Raw genomic sequence first — 16068 nt, forward strand, 5'->3', positions numbered from 1 at the left:
GATGGCTCGTGATATCTGGTTCGAAACCGTCGCCATCGCCCAGGAGCGAGCGCGCAAACGCCTCCCGAAGTCCGCGTACTCGTCGCTGATCTCAGCCAGCGAGAAGGGCGTGACCGTCTCCGACAACGTCGAGGCGTTCAGCGAGCTGGGTTTCGCTCCGCACGTGGTCGGCGCGTGCGAGAAACGTGATCTGTCGACTACCGTTATGGGCCAGGAGCTTTCGTTTCCGGTAATGATCTCGCCGACGGGCGTGCAGGCGGTCGACCCGGACGGCGAGGTCGCCGTCGCGCGGGCCGCCGCCGCGCGCGGCACCGCTATGGGCCTGTCGTCGTTCGCCAGCAAGCCGATGGAAGAGGTCATCGCCGCCAACCCCAAGACCTTCTTCCAGATCTACTGGCTCGGGGGCCGCGATGCGATCGCCGAACGCGTCGAGCGCGCCCGGGCCGCCGGTGCGGTGGGCCTGATTGCCACCACCGATTGGTCCTTCTCGCACGGCCGGGACTGGGGAAGCCCCAAAATCCCGGAGCAGATGGATCTCAAGACCATGATCAAGATGATGCCCGAGGCCCTGGGCCGGCCGCGGTGGTTTTTGCAGTGGGCCAAGACCCTGCGCCCGCCGAGCTTGCGGGTGCCCAACCAGGGCCGACGCGGCGAACCGGGTCCGCCGTTCTTCCAGGCCTACGGCGAGTGGATGGGAACACCGCCGCCGACCTGGGAGGACATCGCGTGGCTGCGCGAACTCTGGGGCGGGCCCTTCATGCTCAAGGGTGTCATGCGGGTCGACGATGCGAAAAAGGCTGTAGACGCTGGAGTTTCGGCGATCTCCGTGTCGAACCACGGTGGTAACAACCTGGACGGCACACCGGCGGCGATCCGGGCGCTGCCCGCTGTCGCCGAGGCGGTCGGCGGCCAGATCGATGTTTTGCTGGATGGTGGCATCCGACGGGGCAGCGACGTCGTCAAGGCGGTGGCGCTGGGCGCCCGGGCGGTGATGATCGGCCGCGCCTACCTGTGGGGGCTGGCCGCGGCCGGCCAGCCCGGGGTGGAGAACGTCCTCGACATCCTGCGCGGCGGGATCGACTCGGCCCTGATGGGGCTCGGGCGGGCCTCCGTGCACGATCTGTCGCCGGACGACATCCTGATCCCGCCCGGTTTCGCCCGCGCGCTCGGTGTGCCCTCCGACGGAGGCCGGTAGCCCGCTCAGGCCGTCCACCTGCGAACTCCCGGCCTATCCCTGGTACTGCCGTGGCGGACGGGACGGGCGTGATGTTCGGCGATCGCTCCGGAGTGCCGATGGCCAGGAATTTCTTTGCCTTCCCTGTCAATAACTGGTGTACGGCAGGTGAATTCGCTTACCATCGTCCGATGGCGGTTCGTGGCGACCTCGGTAGTTCGACCTGGGACGAGCTGCAGAACCGGCTACAGCGCCAGCTGCCGGGGCAGTCGCTGACCCTGCTGGTCCCGGTCGGGTCGACCGAACAGCACGGACGGCACCTGCCGCTGGACACCGACACCCGGATCGCGCAGGCGCTCGCGCGGGCGGTGGCCGGGCGGCTGCGCAGAACCGCGTCGGGGCGCGATGAGCACGCCTGGTCGGTGGCGCCCGCGGTGGCCTACGGCGCCAGTGGGGAGCACCAGAGCTTCGCCGGAACCATCTCGATCGGCACCGAGGTGCTGAGTCGAGTGTTGCTGGAGTACGGCCGGTCGGCCTGCTGCTGGGCGCAACGGGTGGTCTTCGTCAACGGTCACGGCGGCAACGTGCCCGCGCTGGCCGAGGCGGTGGGCCGGTTGCGCTTCGAAGCGCGCGATGTCGCCTGGCTGCCGTGTGCCACTGCGGCGGCCGATGCGCACGCGGGTCACACCGAAACCTCTCTGCTGCTGTATCTTTCGCCCGACGACGTGAGATTTGAGCAGGCGCAGCCGGGTAACAGTGCCCCGTTGGCGCAGCTGCTGCCGGCGATGCGGCGCGGCGGTGTCGCCGCAGTGAGTGCGGTCGGAGTGCTCGGTGACCCGACGACCGCCACCGCCGCCGAGGGGGAGCGACTGTTCGCCGAAATGCTGGACAGCGGTGTGGCGGCCATCCACGCCTGGGCTCCCGGGCCGGACGGGATGCTGCGATGACCCCGGCCCGACTTCCTGACGGTTTCGCGGTGCAGGTAGACCGGAAGGTGCGGGTGCTGGGCCGTGGGTCGACGTTGTTGGGCGGTTCACCAACCCGGCTGCTGCGGCTGGCGCCTGCCGCCCAGGGGATGCTCTCCGACGGCCGCCTGGAAGTACGCGACGCCGTCAGTGCCCAACTGGCCCGAACCCTGCTCGACGCCACGGTGGCCCATCCGCGGCCGGCGGGCGGGCCGTCACATCGTGACGTGACCGTCGTTATCCCGGTGCGGGACAACGTCATCGGGCTCAAACGGTTGATCGCGTCGCTGCGCGGGCTTCGCGTGGTCGTGGTGGACGACGGATCGCAGGCTCCGGTCTGCAGGGACGACCTGGCAGCGGCGCATTGCTGCGAGGTCGAGGTGCTGCGCCACCCGGAGGCAAGGGGGCCCGCGGCCGCGCGCAATACCGGACTCGGCGCCTGCACGACGGATTTCGTGGCGTTCCTGGACTCCGATGTGGTGCCGCGCCGGGGCTGGCTGGAAGCGCTGCTCGGGCACTTCTGCGATCCCACCGTGGCGCTGGTCGCCCCCCGAATCGTCGGTATGGCCGCTCACGACCACCTGGTGGCGCGGTACGAGGCCATCCGTTCGTCACTGGACCTCGGCGGGTGCGAGGCCCCGGTGGTCCCGTACGGCAAGGTCGCTTATGTGCCCAGCGCGGCGATCATCTGTCGCTGCTCGGCGCTGCGTGAGTTGGGCGGTTTCGACGAGGAGCTGCGTTCCGGCGAGGACGTCGACCTGTGCTGGCGGCTGGTGGACGCCGGCAGCAGGTTGCGCTACGAGCCGATCGCGCTGGTGGCCCACGATCATCGGGTGGCATTACGGGATTGGGTGGCGCGCAAGGCATTTTACGGTGGCTCGGCGGCACCTCTGTCGGCGCGTCACCCGGACAAGACGGCGCCGATGGTGATCTCCGGCTGGGCGCTGGCGGGTTGGGCGGTGATGGCGCTCGGGTCGGCGCTGGGCTACCTGGTGTCGGCGGCGATCACGGCGCTGACCGGCCATCGGGTCGCCAGGTCGATGCGCGGAGCTGACACCGCGCCCGCCGACGTGCTGGCGGTGACGCTGCGTGGCCTGGCGGCGGCCGGGCTCCAGATCGCGTCGGCGCTGTGCCGGCACTACTGGCCGATTGCGCTGCTGGCCGCGTGCGTGTCGCAGCGCTGCCGGCGGGTGGTGCTGCTGGCGGCGGTCAGCGACGGAATAGTGGACTGGTTGCGGCATGCCCGCTGCGACGGCGACGACTCCCGCCCGCTCGGGCTGCCCGCCTACCTGCTGCTCAAGCGGGTCGACGATCTGGCGTACGGGGCCGGCCTGTGGGGCGGGGTGCTGCGGGAGCGCAACTTTGCCGCACTCAAGCCACAGATCCGCAGTTAGGTCGCTTTGACGGTTCCGGTGGTGCACAGTGATGTGCTCGTGGTGGGTGCCGGTAGTGCGGGGTCGATTGTGGCAGAACGCCTCTCGGCAGACCCGGCGTGCACGGTGACAGTGTTGGAGGCCGGCGTCGGGTTGTCCGATCCGGTGCTGGCTGCCAAGGTGGCCGACGCCTCGCTGTTGCCGATCGATACCGCCAGCCCGTTGGTGCGGCGCTATGTCGCGCAGTTGACCGGCCACCCGGGCGCCGCGATGACGATAGTGCGTGGCGCGACCATCGGCGGCTCCGGCGCGGTCAACGGCGGCTACTTCTGCCGGGGGCTGCCCGGCGACCTCGACAGCGACCTATTCGGCTGGTCGTGGCCCGAGGTGCTGGAATCCTTTCGTGCCATCGAGACCGACCTGGACTTCGGCGGTGACCAACACGGCGACCGCGGTCCGATACCCGTTCGGCGTACCCGTGAAATGTGCGAAGGCACAGCGCGATTCATTGCCGCGGCGGAGCGAGCGGGTTTCGGCTGGGTCGTGGACCTCAACGACGCCGCTGCCGCAGCCGGGCCCGGAGTGGGCGCGGTACCGCTGAACGTGGTCGACGGGGTACGCACCGGACCGGGGGCCGCCTATCTGCTCCCGGCATTGCCGCGGACCAACCTGACGCTGCTCACCGGGGTGGCGGCGTTCGGCGTCGACATCGTAGGGGAGCGGGCCGTGGCGGTACGCGCGCTGGGCCCGGACGGTCCGTTGCGCCTGACGGCGGACCGAATCATATTGTGTGCCGGCGCGATAGGGTCGGCGCACCTGTTGATGCTGTCCGGTATCGGTGAGGAGGCGATGTTGCGGCACGTCGGCGTCGCCGTGCGATCGGTGCTGCCGGTCGGGGCGAACTGTGCCGATCACCCGGAATGGCTGGTGACGCCGGACTGGCAGGGAACGCCGGGACGTCCGCCGTTGGAGGCGGTGCTGTACCACGATGATCTCGAAATTCGGCCCTACACCACCGGTTTCGCCGGAATGGTCGGCGACCATGCGCCCGGGGAGCCGCCGCGCGTCGGCGTGGCATTGATGTCGCCGCGGGCGCGGGGGCGCGTGACACTGGTATCGGCGGACCCGCGGGTGGCGCCCCGTATCGAACTCCGCTACGACAGCGAGCCAGCCGACTTGGCGGCGCTCCGGGCCGGGGTGGAGCTCGTCGGGGCCATGCTGGGCGTGAAAGTCGATGCCGCGGCGCCGCACTGGTCGACGTCCCAACACCTGTGCGGCAGTGCCCCGATGGGCCGGGCCGACGACGCGTCCGCGGTGCTCGATGCGCAATGCCGGGTGCGCGGCATCGAGGGGCTGTGGGTGATCGACGGCTCGGCGCTGTCCCGGGTGCCCGGCCGCGGCCCGCACGCGACGATCGCGATGCTGGCGCATCGCGCGTCGGGCTTGATCGGCGGTCAGGCCCGCAGCCGGTAACGGATGGGCAGGTGCTTGACGCCGCCGACGAATGTCGTCGAGATCAGCTGCGGCTCACCGGTCAACTCGATGGCGTCGAGCCGGGGGATGAGTTCACGGAAGAAGCTGTCGATCTCCATTCGGGCCAGCGCGGACGCCACGCAGAAGTGCACGCCGTAGCCGAACGACAGGTGCTTGTTCGGGTCCCGGCCGACGTCGAAGGCGAACGGGTTGTCGAAGACCTCCTCGTCGTGGTTGGCCGAGACATAGGACAGATACACCGATTCGCCCTTGGTGATCGGCACGCCGCGCACCTCGGTGTCGGCCGTCGCGGTACGCATGAACTCCTTGACCGGGGTGACCCAGCGGATGATCTCCTCGACCGCGGTGGGCATCAGCTGCAGGTCTGCGCGGAGCCGCTCGCGCTGGTCGGGGTGTTCGATGAGCGCGCGCAGCCCGCCGCCGATCGCGGCGCTGGTGGTGTCGTGGCCGGCGGTGGCGATGATGACGTAGTAGGAGACGGTATCGAGATCCGACAGCGGCTCACCGTCGATCCGGGCGTTGGCGATCGTCGACGCGAGGTCTTCGGTGGGGTTCTCCCGGCGGTCGGCGGTCAGGGCGTTGAAGTAGGCGAAGAAGTCCAGCAGCACCGGCAGCTGTTCCTCCGGGGTGATGCCGCGCCGGTACTCGTCGTCGTCGCCGCCGAACAGTTCCTGGGTCAGTCGCAGCATCCGCGGAAAGTCCGATTCCGGCAGGCCCAACAGCGACATGATCACGTACAGCGGGTAATTCAGCGCGATGTCCTGGACGAAGTCGCATTCCGGGCCGATCCGCAGCATCTCGTCGACGTAGCGTTTGGCGAGTTCGTCGATGCGGGCCTTCATCGCCCGCATCGCCTTGGGCCGGAACCAGTCGGAGACGATGGCGCGCATCTTGTGGTGGTGCGGGTCGTCCATGTGGATCAGCGTGCGCAGTCCCATTCCGGAGTCCAACAGCGAGCGCTGCAGATCGTCGGCGTCGGCAGGAGCCAGCACCGGACGCGGTTCGTTGATCCACAGCTCGTTGTCGCGTTCGATGTCCATGATGTCGGCGTGCCGGGTGATCGCCCAGAACGGCCGGTAGGGACGATGGTCGACCAGCGAAACCGGCGCATTCGCCCGCAGATGCGTCAGGGCCGCGTGCAGCCGCGGTTCGTCGGCGTAAGCGCTCGGGTCGGTGAACACCCGGGCGGCCTGATCGATTATCGGTGCGCTCATCGCGGCTCCTTGCCCCATTTTCTTGACACGTGTCAGCTTCGTTCCAGTGTCGGCGATATCCACTTGTCGTGGCGGTGCTTTGCCGGTATTGGGCCGGGTTTGATTCGGCGGTCCAGCTTCGCCTCTCCTCCGTCGAGCCTTGCTAACCGCCGGGTTTGATTTGGCGGTCCAGCTTCGCCTCTCCTCCGTCGAGCCTTGCTAACCGCCGGGTTTGATTTGGCGGTCCGGCTTCGCCTCTCCTGCGTCGAGCCTTGCTGACCGCCGATTAGGCTCATCGGTCATGTCGACCGGATCTTGTCGCCGCCGCGGACCGCTGGCCGGCGCCGTCGTGCTGGCGCTGCTTGCCGGGCTGCTGGCCGGGTGCGGGCGATCCGACGGCGCGGCGCTGCAACCGGGCTTCGGGCCACGGGCCGTCGCACTCAACGCCGACGTGGTGCGTACCGCCGCCGGATTGTTGCGGGGCACGGTCGGCCCGGATCATCGGCTTTTCCAAGGGATCCCGTACGCCGCAGCGCCGGTCGGGCCGCTGCGTTGGCAGCCGCCGGCGCCGATGCCGGCGTGGCAGGGAGTGCGCGACGCGGTCAAACGCGGGCCGTGGTGCATCCAGCCGGATGCCGCCGAGGTGGACCCGATCAGCGAGGACTGCCTGACGCTCAACGTGTGGACGCCGACCGGTTCGGCGGCCGAGCCGTTGCCGGTCATGGTGTGGATCCACGGCGGCAGCTTCATGCGGGGCGCCGGTGACATCTACCACGCGCAGCGACTGGCGGTCCGCGGCCGCATCGTCGTCGTCACCGTCAACTACCGGTTGGGCGCGCTGGGCTTCTTGGCCGACCCCGCATTGGGTGAGGCCGGCAACTACGGGCTGGCCGACCAGCAGGCAGCGCTGCGCTGGGTGCGCGACAACGTCGGTGCGTTCGGCGGCGACCCGGCCAAGGTGACGATCGCCGGTGAGTCGGCCGGTGGCATGTCGGTCTGCGACCACCTGGCCGCGCCGGAGTCGGCCGGGTTGTTCCGGGCCGCGATCATTCAGAGCGGACCGTGTCAGGCGCAGGTCGAGGTTCCCGACGCGCGGCGGATCAGTCGCGACTACACCGAATCCGTCGGGTGCGCCGAACGGGGCAAGCGGGCCGCCGCCGAGGATGCGGCTGTGGCCGGCTGCCTACGCGGGCTGTCGGCCGACCGGCTGACCAAACCGTTGTGGTACGCCCGGTTCGGCACCGACCAGCTCAGTGGACCGGTCGTCGGGACTCCGTTGTTGCCGGCCGACCCGGTGCGGGTGTTCCGGGACGGCGGCGCGGCACGGGTGCCGGTGCTGCTGGGCGTCAACCGCGACGAGTTCACCCTGTTCGTCGCACTGCGCTATCTGCGTGTCGGCCGGGAGATCGCGGCCACGGAGTACTTGGACGAGCTGAAGGACACCTTCGGCTCCGGTGAAGGCCCCGCGGTGGCCGAGCACTACCCGCCGGCACGATTCGGCGACAGCACCTCGCTGGCCTACGCGGCGGCGGCCACCGACGACATCTTCGCCTGCCTGGCCGATCGGATGGCTCGCGGGCTGGCCGCCGGCGCGCCGGTGTACGGCTATGAATTCGCCGACCCGCACGCGCCGGCGCCCGAGCTCTTCGACCATCTGCCGTTCCCGATCGGCGCCACCCACTCGCTGGAGATGCGCTACCTGTTCGACATCGGCGGCGCCCCGCCACTGGATCCCGTGCAACGGCGGCTGTCCGACCAGATGATCGAGTACTGGACCGGTTTCGTGGTCACCGGCGCCCCGGTGGGCGTCGGCCAGCCCGACTGGCCCGCGGCCGCAGCCGGCGCCGACCGGCGGTGGATGTCGCTGCGACCCGACGGCAGCCGGATGATCACCGACTTCGGCGCGGCGCACCGGTGTGACTTCTGGGCAACCGTGCGGAGTTGATTCGCGCCCACCCGCCGAACGTGTGCTCAGTGCGAAAAACCGCGGCAGATTTCGCAGTGGTTGCACGCTCGGCGATAGAGCGGGAGCAGCGGCGATCAGGCCCGAGTCACCCAGGTGGTGATGTCGGCGTGCACCACTTCGACGCCGGATTCATCGGTGACGCTGACCGGCACCGTGACCTCCACGCCGTCGCTGATGGCCTCGAAGTCAGGCAAGTCCGGCGGGTCCAGCCGCGCGGTGGCCCGCAACGACGTCGTCGCCTTGGCCAGGTAGGCCACGTTCATCGACTTGGGGATCCAGCGGTGGCTGCGCGACACCGTGGCCTCCATCAACATCCCCATCGCCACCTCGGCGGCGTTGCAGGAGGCGATCGCGTGCACGGTGCGCAGGTGGTTGTAGACGAACGGCCACTTCGGCACCAGTACCTCGGCCAGTCCGGGCTCCATCCGGACCACGTGCGGCAGCACCGATGCGAAGTAAGGGACTCTGGCCATGGCCGCGGCCGAGAACAGCCGGGTGCCGCCGGGGAGGCCCGCCAACCGGCGCCAGGCCTGATATGTACTGGTAGGTCCGGTCACGGCGAGCTATCTTACCGGCAAGTAAGATCGCTCGCGGGGTGGCTCCACCGGGTCACGGCCGGAGGGCCGGCGTCGATGTGACCGGGGATTTGGCCGCTGACCCGATCTGGGGCATACTGTTCAGGTTCGCCTGCGCCGGGGTTGCCCTGGTCGGGCATACGACCAGCGCCCAACCGGGCGCGTCCGGTCCCACTCTCGCAGCACGGAGTTTTTTCGCCGTGAACGAGGCCGTGTGCGGGCGACACGCCCGACCGCGGGGACCGGTGGACCAGGACAGGTAAACAGCGGCGGCAGCGCCCAGCGCAATGTCGGCACAGGGCCGATGGCCCTGAAGAGGCAGCAGTGCGCGCGGGCACGAAGGGTTCGAAAGCCGGACCCCTTTGCAGGAGTGAGGTAGCAGAAGCGTGGCGGGACAAAAGATCCGCATCAGGCTCAAGGCCTACGACCATGAGGCTATTGACGCCTCGGCGCGCAAAATCGTCGAGACGGTCACCCGCACCGGTGCGTCCGTGGTGGGCCCGGTGCCGCTGCCGACCGAGAAGAACGTGTATTGCGTCATCCGGTCCCCGCACAAGTACAAGGACTCGCGGGAGCACTTCGAGATGCGCACCCACAAGCGGCTGATCGACATCCTCGATCCCACGCCGAAGACCGTTGACGCCCTGATGCGCATCGATCTGCCGGCCAGCGTCGACGTCAACATCCAGTAGGAGCAGAGGACGATGGCACGACAGGAAAATTCCGGCGCTGCGCGTCGGGGCCTTTTGGGTACCAAGCTGGGCATGACGCAGGTGTTCGACGAGAACAACAAGGTCGTGCCGGTCACGGTCGTCAAGGCCGGGCCCAACGTGGTGACCCGCATCCGCACCCCCGAGCGCGACGGCTATTCGGCCGTGCAGCTCGCCTACGGCGAGATCAGCCCTCGCAAGGTCAACAAGCCGCTGACCGGTCAGTACGCCGCCGCCGGGGTCAACCCGCGCCGGCACCTGGCCGAGTTGCGGCTTGACGACGCCGAGGCCGCCGCGACCTACGAGGTCGGCCAGGAGCTGACCGCCGAGATCTTCGCCGACGGCGCCTACGTCGACGTGACCGGCACCTCCAAGGGCAAGGGCTACGCCGGCACCATGAAGCGGCACGGCTTCGCCGGTCAGGGTGCCGGCCACGGCGCTCAGGCGGTGCACCGCCGGCCGGGTTCGATCGGCGGTTGCTCAACCCCGGGCCGGGTGTTCAAGGGCACCCGGATGTCGGGCCGGATGGGCAACGACCGCGTCACCACCCAGAACCTGGTGGTGCACAAGGTGGACGCCGAGAACGGCGTGCTGCTGATCAAGGGCGCCATTCCGGGACGCAACGGTGGGCTGGTTCTGGTCCGCAGCGCGATCAAAAAGGGTGAGAAGTAATGGCTGCCAAAGAGCAAACGGCACTGAAGATTGACGTCAAGAGCCCGGACGGCAAGAAGAGCGGCTCGGTCGAGCTGCCCGCCGAGCTGTTCGACGCTCCCGCCAACATCGCGCTCATGCACCAGGTGGTGATCGCTCAGTTGGCCGCGGCCCGTCAGGGTACGCACTCGACCAAGACCCGCGGTGAGGTTCGCGGCGGTGGCCGTAAGCCGTACCGGCAGAAGGGCACCGGCCGGGCCCGGCAGGGTTCGACCCGGGCGCCGCAGTTCACCGGTGGTGGCGTGGTGCACGGTCCCAAGCCGCGTGACTACAGTCAGCGCACCCCGAAGAAGATGATCGCCGCCGCACTGCGTGGCGCGTTGTCGGACCGGGCCCGCAACGGCCGCATCCACGCGGTCACCGAGCTGGTGAGCGGACAGACCCCGTCGACCAAGAGCGCCAAGGCGTTCCTGGGCACGATCACCGACCGCAAGCAGGTGCTCGTGATCATCGGCCGGGCCGATGAGACGGGCGCCCGCAGCGTGCGCAACCTGCCGGGTGTGCACATCTTGGCCCCGGACCAGCTCAACACCCACGATGTGCTGCGCGCCGACGACGTGGTGTTCAGCGTCGAGGCCCTCAACGCCTACATCTCCGGCAGCGGGGCGCACACCCAGGAGCAGGAGGTTTCGGTCTGATGGCGACCGTCAGCGACCCCCGCGACATCATCGTCGCGCCGGTCATCTCCGAGAAGTCCTACGGGCTGATCGAGGAGAACACCTACACCTTTATCGTGCACCCCGACTCGAACAAGACGCAGATCAAGATCGCGATCGAGAAGATCTTCGCCGTCAAGGTCGCGTCGGTGAACACCGCGAACCGGCCGGGTAAGCGCAAGCGGTCCCGGGCCGGCTACGGCAAGCGCAAGGACACCAAGCGCGCCATCGTGACCCTGGCGCCCGGCAGCAAGCCGATCGACCTGTTCGCCGCACCGGCCTGACCGGAGTGAAAGAGAGACCTAACTGACATGGGAATCCGCAAGTACAAGCCGACGACCCCCGGTCGTCGCGGTGCCAGCGTCTCCGATTTCGCCGAGCTCACCCGCTCTCACCCGGAGAAGTCGCTGGTCCGGCCGCTGCACGGCCGTGGCGGGCGTAACGCCCACGGCCGGATCACCACCCGGCACAAGGGCGGTGGCCACAAGCGTGCCTACCGGGTGATCGACTTCCGTCGCCACGACAAGGACGGCGTCAACGCCAAGGTCGCGCACATCGAGTACGACCCGAACCGCACCGCGCGGATCGCGCTGCTGCACTACCTGGACGGCGAGAAGCGCTACATCCTCGCCCCGCAGGGCCTGTCGCAGGGCGACGTGGTGGAGTCGGGCGCCAACGCCGACATCAAGCCGGGCAACAGCCTGCCGCTGCGCAACATCCCGGCAGGCACCCTGGTGCACGCCGTCGAGCTGCGCCCGGGAGGCGGCGCCAAGCTGGCCCGCTCGGCCGGATCCAGCATCCAGCTGCTGGGCAAGGAAGGTAGCTACGCCTCGCTGCGGATGCCCTCCGGTGAGATCCGTCGGGTCGACGTGCGCTGCCGCGCCACCGTCGGCGAGGTGGGCAACGCCGAACAGGCCAACATCAACTGGGGCAAAGCCGGCCGGATGCGGTGGAAGGGCAAGCGCCCCTCCGTCCGTGGTGTGGTCATGAACCCGGTGGACCACCCGCACGGTGGTGGTGAGGGCAAGACCTCCGGTGGCCGGCACCCGGTCAGCCCGTGGGGCAAGCCGGAGGGTCGCACCCGCCGGCCGAACAAGCCCAGCGACAAGCTCATCGTCCGACGCCGGCGCACCGGCAAGAAGCGCTAGGAAGCGGAGGGAAAGCGATGCCACGCAGCCTCAAGAAGGGTCCGTTCGTCGACGACCATCTGCTCAAGAAGGTCGACGTCCAGAACGAGAAGAACACCAAGCAGGTCATCAAGACCTGGTCGCGTCGGTCGACGATCATCCCCGACTTCATCGGGCACACGTTCGCCGTTCACGACGGCCGCAAGCACGTCCCGGTATTCGTCACCGAGTCGATGGTCGGGCACAAGCTCGGCGAATTCGCCCCGACGCGCACCTTCAAGGGACACATCAAGGACGATCGGAAGGCTAAGCGCCGGTGACCGTAACGACTGAATTTCCGTCCGCTGTCGCCAAGGCCCGCTTCGTGCGGGTCTCGGCCAGCAAGGCGCGCCGGGTGATCGACCTGGTGCGCGGCAAGTCGGTGTCCGAGGCACTGGACATCCTGCGCTGGGCGCCGCAGCAGGCCAGCCTGCCGGTGGCCAAGGTGATCGCCAGCGCGGCGGCCAACGCCGAGAACAACAACGGCCTGGACCCGTCCACCCTGGTGGTGGCGACCGTCTACGCCGACGAGGGCCCGACCGCCAAGCGGATCAAGCCGCGCGCCCAGGGGCGTGCCTACCGAATCCGCCGGCGCACCAGCCACATCACGGTCGTGGTGGAGAGCCGGCCGTCCAAGGGCGGTCCGGCGCGGTCCGCCGGTGCCGCGCGGGCGCGTCGTGCGCAGGCCAGCAAGGCCGCCTCCGAAAAGGGATCCGAGAAGGGCGCGGCGCCGGCCAAGAAGGCACCGGCCACGAAGGCTTCCGCGGCCAAGGCCGCCGAGAAGACGACCGAGAAAGCGGCGGCGAAGAAGGCGCCCGCCAAGAAGGCGGCAGCAAAGAAGGCGCCTGAGACGTCCGACGCGAAGGAGGGCTCGCAGTAATGGGCCAGAAGATCAACCCGCACGGCTTCCGGCTGGGTATCACCACCGACTGGAAGTCGCGGTGGTACGCCGACAAGCAGTACGCGGACTACGTCAAGGAGGACGTGGCGATCCGCCGGCTGCTGTCGACCGGGCTGGAGCGCGCCGGTATCGCCGACGTCGAGATCGAGCGCACCCGTGATCGAGTCCGCGTGGACATCCACACCGCCCGGCCGGGCATCGTCATCGGCCGACGCGGCACCGAGGCCGACCGGATCCGCGCCGACCTGGAGAAGCTGACCGGCAAGCAGGTGCAGCTCAACATCCTTGAGGTGAAGAACCCCGAGTCGCAGGCGCAGCTGGTGGCGCAGGGCGTCGCCGAGCAGCTGAGCAACCGCGTGGCGTTCCGCCGCGCGATGCGCAAGGCGATCCAGTCGGCGATGCGCCAGCCCAACGTCAAGGGCATCCGGGTGCAGTGCTCGGGCCGGCTCGGTGGCGCCGAGATGAGCCGCTCGGAGTTCTACCGTGAGGGTCGGGTGCCGCTGCACACGCTGCGCGCCGACATCGACTACGGCCTCTACGAGGCCAAGACCACCTTCGGCCGGATCGGTGTGAAGGTCTGGATCTACAAGGGCGACATCGTCGGTGGCAAGCGCGAGCTGGCCGCTGCCGCACCGTCCGCCGACCGCCCCCGCCGGGAGCGGCCGTCGGGCACCCGCCCGCGCCGCAGCGGCGCCTCGGGTACCACCGCGACCAGCACCGATGCCGGGCGGGCCGCCGAGACCACCGAGAGCACCGCTGCTGCCGAACCGGCCGTCGAGGGCCAGGGAAGCGCTGCGGCCGCCGAGCCGCAGGCAACGCAGAGCACGGAGAGCTGAATCATGTTGATTCCCCGCAAGGTCAAGCACCGCAAGCAGCATCACCCGAAACAGCGCGGTCTCGCCAGTGGCGGCACCGCGGTGACCTTCGGTGACTACGGCATCCAGGCACTGGAGCACGCCTACGTCACCAACCGGCAGATCGAGTCGGCGCGTATCGCCATCAACCGGCACATCAAGCGTGGCGGCAAGGTGTGGATCAACATCTTCCCGGACCGTCCGCTGACCAAGAAGCCCGCCGAGACCCGCATGGGTTCGGGTAAGGGCTCGCCGGAGTGGTGGGTCGCCAACGTCAAGCCGGGCCGGGTGCTGTTCGAGCTGAGCTACCCCAACGAGGCCATCGCCCGCGCCGCACTGACCCGGGCGATCCACAAGCTGCCGATCAAGGCGCGCATCGTCACCCGAGAGGAGCAGTTCTGATGGCAGTGGGAGTTACCGCCGGCGAACTGCGTGAGCTCAATGCCGACGAGCTCGTCGAGCGGCTGCGCGAGTCCAAAGAGGAGCTGTTCAACCTGCGTTTCCAGATGGCGACCGGGCAGCTCAGCAACAACCGTCGGCTCCGCACGGTGCGCCACCAGATCGCGCGCATCTACACCGTGTTGCGCGAACGGGAACTGGGCCTGGCGTCCGGTCCCGATGGTTCTGAAGGCGAGGCATCGTAATGGCACAGGCTGCAAAGGCTAACGCCACGGAGAAGGGCCCCAAGCACACTCCGCGCGCGGAGAAGCCGCGGGGCCGCCGCAAGACCCAGATCGGTTACGTGGTCAGCGACAAGATGGAGAAGACCATCGTCGTCGAGCTGGAAGACCGGGTGAAGCACCCGCTCTACGGCAAGATCATCCGGACCACCAAGAAGGTCAAGGCGCACGACGAGAACAACACGGCCGGCATCGGCGACCGGGTGTCGCTGATGGAGACCCGCCCGCTGTCGGCCACGAAGCGCTGGCGACTGGTCGAGATCCTCGAGAAGGCCAAGTAACAGCCGGTCTTCCGGTCAAGCCGGGAGTTTGACCCGCGCGAGCGGTTGCTGCGCGGTGGGCCCGAGCGGCACCTGCAGCGGCTCGTGGTCGTCCAACTGCCGGGCGGGCACGGCCAGCGTCCGGCGCATGGGCGTCGGCAGGCTGGTCCGCAGCGCAGTCAACTGCCGGCCGTTGAGGCGGTTCAATCCGGCCCACATGTTGCGGCGCAGCCGGCTGCCGGTGTGGTAGCGCACCAGCACCGACACGTCGGTGTGATTGTGCTGTGCTATGAGCCGGACGGTGACGGCCGTGGTGTCGGCCGCGCGCTGCCAGAGCTGTTCCAGATTCGCCGTGGTGATGTCGCGCGGCGACATCCAGAAGGTGGCCGCGTACTGCCTGGGTCCCTTGCGGTGCTTCTGCTTCAGCCGGCGTCGTCGCCGACGGATCCGGGTGGGCTGGAGCCCGGCCAGCACCGTCGCGTCGACCTGGCCGAACTCCTCGGCCGGTAGTACTCGGGTGACGATGTGTCGCTCCTGCAGGGTCTGCGCGAGCCGCTCGGTGGCCGCCGCCAGCGTCGCCGCCACCGAGTCGCGTACCGCCACCGCTTCGGCGTTGCGCATCGGATCCATCCGCAGGATCAGCCAGGTGTCGCGGGGGCCGGCGGTGTCGGGGACAGCCGGTGCCTGCTCGTCCTCGGCCGGGCCGGTGTCGGTGTCGCCGTCGGAGGTGGCGTCGCAGGTGGTGTCGCACGTTCGCACCGAGACGATGTCGATGCCGTCGAGGCGGACGTCGAACTGCCGCAGGGCGGCGGCGGCCAGACCCGCCGGTAGCGCGCCCAGCGGCTGGTGCCGGCGGGCGTGGCGGCCCGAGGCAGCGGGTGGCGGCGCCACGGCGATCACGGTGACCAACTGGCCCCGGTGTTCGCGCAGGCCGACGACGTCGTGGCTGTAGCGGCGGCGGTGATCGAAGCCGGGTGTGCAGCCTTCGTTGAGAAACGTCGCGGGATTGGCAAAGCGGTCCAGAACCCGTGCCAGCACTATCGAGGTCAGCGGGACCCGGCGGTGGGTGATCAGCGCAGCCGCCGTCACCACTACCGCGACCCCGACGCCCGGCCACCAGGCGCGGGCCGGCGATCCGAGCTCGGTGGGCCAATGGCCGGCGAGCCGCAGAATCGCGAGATCGATGAGGAACACCGTCGTCACGCGCAACCAGGACAGATTCAGCCCAAAGCTGTGCTGCGCTTTCACCGTTGCGCCTGCTTCATGACCCCCCCGGAGATTGTTCAGAAATTGCGCGCTGACCGGGTTTCCCGGTCTGGTCGTGGCCCAAACATCCCAGGCCCCGGCTGCTGGAGGCCTGGGATGCCGGGCCGGCCGAGCGCTCCGGCGG

Annotated in this window: 19 protein-coding genes; 16 read left to right on the top strand and 3 right to left on the bottom strand. The window is 69.1% G+C overall.

Going from position 1 to position 16068, the window contains the following annotated elements; translation table 11 throughout:
• Position 1: 1 nt before the first annotated feature.
• The 4 genes from mftD to mftG all read left to right on the top strand — a co-directional run bounded on the left by mftD (position 2) and on the right by mftG (position 4985).
• Entirely contained in the window at positions 2-1195 is a 1194-nt protein-coding gene (gene mftD, locus G6N19_RS13515) for a pre-mycofactocin synthase MftD (protein ID WP_013830272.1), read from the top strand.
• A 170-nt stretch (positions 1196-1365) separates the two neighbouring features.
• A complete protein-coding gene (gene mftE, locus G6N19_RS13520; RefSeq protein ID WP_193465112.1) occupies positions 1366-2121 on the top strand; it encodes a mycofactocin biosynthesis peptidyl-dipeptidase MftE in 756 nt (251 codons plus the stop codon).
• Complete coding sequence (mftF, locus tag G6N19_RS13525; protein WP_041318663.1) at positions 2118-3533, top strand: mycofactocin biosynthesis glycosyltransferase MftF; 1416 nt, start codon at positions 2118-2120, stop codon at positions 3531-3533. The genes mftE and mftF overlap by 4 nt, the downstream gene beginning before the upstream one ends.
• A gap of 6 nt (positions 3534-3539) precedes the next feature.
• Entirely contained in the window at positions 3540-4985 is a 1446-nt protein-coding gene (gene mftG / locus G6N19_RS13530) for a mycofactocin dehydrogenase MftG (RefSeq protein ID WP_041318660.1), read from the top strand.
• Here mftG and G6N19_RS13535 read toward each other — a convergent pair.
• Complete coding sequence (locus tag G6N19_RS13535) at positions 4967-6220, bottom strand: cytochrome P450 (RefSeq protein WP_193465113.1); 1254 nt, start codon at positions 6218-6220, stop codon at positions 4967-4969. The two genes, mftG and G6N19_RS13535, sit on opposite strands and share 19 nt — an antisense overlap.
• 280 nt (positions 6221-6500) lie before the next feature.
• Between G6N19_RS13535 and G6N19_RS13540 the strand changes: the two genes are divergently transcribed.
• Entirely contained in the window at positions 6501-8144 is a 1644-nt protein-coding gene (locus tag G6N19_RS13540) for a carboxylesterase/lipase family protein (RefSeq protein WP_013830266.1), read from the top strand.
• Positions 8145-8239: 95 nt separating this feature from the next.
• Here G6N19_RS13540 and G6N19_RS13545 read toward each other — a convergent pair whose 3' ends face one another.
• Entirely contained in the window at positions 8240-8722 is a 483-nt protein-coding gene (locus G6N19_RS13545; RefSeq protein WP_193465114.1) for a hotdog fold domain-containing protein, read from the bottom strand.
• Positions 8723-9126: 404 nt separating this feature from the next.
• Here G6N19_RS13545 and rpsJ point away from each other — a divergent pair, with 404 nt between their 5' ends.
• From rpsJ to rpsQ, 11 genes are read left to right on the top strand one after another with little or no spacing between them, the layout of a single operon-like run.
• Positions 9127-9432, top strand: a complete 306-nt coding sequence (gene rpsJ / locus G6N19_RS13550) for a 30S ribosomal protein S10 (RefSeq protein WP_003883485.1) — start codon at positions 9127-9129, stop codon at positions 9430-9432.
• A 12-nt stretch (positions 9433-9444) separates the two neighbouring features.
• Positions 9445-10122, top strand: a complete 678-nt coding sequence (rplC, locus tag G6N19_RS13555; RefSeq protein ID WP_041318655.1) for a 50S ribosomal protein L3 — start codon at positions 9445-9447, stop codon at positions 10120-10122.
• On the top strand, positions 10122-10799 hold the full coding sequence (gene rplD / locus G6N19_RS13560; RefSeq protein ID WP_193465115.1) for a 50S ribosomal protein L4: 678 nt from the start codon (positions 10122-10124) through the stop codon (positions 10797-10799). The genes rplC and rplD overlap by 1 nt, the downstream gene beginning before the upstream one ends.
• Positions 10799-11101, top strand: coding sequence for a 50S ribosomal protein L23 (gene rplW / locus G6N19_RS13565; protein WP_013830262.1), 303 nt, complete (start codon positions 10799-10801; stop codon positions 11099-11101). The genes rplD and rplW overlap by 1 nt, the downstream gene beginning before the upstream one ends.
• Before the next feature lie 27 nt (positions 11102-11128).
• Positions 11129-11965: a 50S ribosomal protein L2 gene (rplB, locus tag G6N19_RS13570; protein ID WP_013830261.1), complete on the top strand. Its 837-nt coding sequence runs from the start codon at positions 11129-11131 to the stop codon at positions 11963-11965.
• 17 nt (positions 11966-11982) lie between these two features.
• Complete coding sequence (gene rpsS, locus G6N19_RS13575; RefSeq protein ID WP_006245110.1) at positions 11983-12264, top strand: 30S ribosomal protein S19; 282 nt, start codon at positions 11983-11985, stop codon at positions 12262-12264.
• Positions 12261-12863 (top strand): 50S ribosomal protein L22, encoded by a 603-nt coding sequence (gene rplV, locus G6N19_RS13580; protein ID WP_193465116.1) that lies wholly within the window; start codon positions 12261-12263, stop codon positions 12861-12863. Before rpsS ends, rplV begins: the two co-directional genes overlap by 4 nt.
• Positions 12863-13720: a 30S ribosomal protein S3 gene (gene rpsC / locus G6N19_RS13585; RefSeq protein ID WP_193465117.1), complete on the top strand. Its 858-nt coding sequence runs from the start codon at positions 12863-12865 to the stop codon at positions 13718-13720. Before rplV ends, rpsC begins: the two co-directional genes overlap by 1 nt.
• Before the next feature lie 3 nt (positions 13721-13723).
• Positions 13724-14140 carry a 50S ribosomal protein L16 gene (rplP, locus tag G6N19_RS13590; protein ID WP_013830258.1) on the top strand — a complete coding sequence of 139 codons (417 nt, stop codon included), beginning with the start codon at positions 13724-13726 and terminating at the stop codon, positions 14138-14140.
• Entirely contained in the window at positions 14140-14382 is a 243-nt protein-coding gene (rpmC, locus tag G6N19_RS13595; protein ID WP_013830257.1) for a 50S ribosomal protein L29, read from the top strand. Before rplP ends, rpmC begins: the two co-directional genes overlap by 1 nt.
• Positions 14382-14699: a 30S ribosomal protein S17 gene (gene rpsQ / locus G6N19_RS13600; RefSeq protein ID WP_013830256.1), complete on the top strand. Its 318-nt coding sequence runs from the start codon at positions 14382-14384 to the stop codon at positions 14697-14699. Before rpmC ends, rpsQ begins: the two co-directional genes overlap by 1 nt.
• Positions 14700-14714: 15 nt before the next feature.
• Here rpsQ and eccE read toward each other — a convergent pair whose 3' ends face one another.
• Positions 14715-15926, bottom strand: coding sequence for a type VII secretion protein EccE (gene eccE / locus G6N19_RS13605; RefSeq protein WP_013830255.1), 1212 nt, complete (start codon positions 15924-15926; stop codon positions 14715-14717).
• Positions 15927-16068 lie beyond the last annotated feature (142 nt).

This window comes from Mycobacterium novum (assembly GCF_010726505.1).
GTDB lineage: Bacteria > Actinomycetota > Actinomycetes > Mycobacteriales > Mycobacteriaceae > Mycobacterium > Mycobacterium algericum.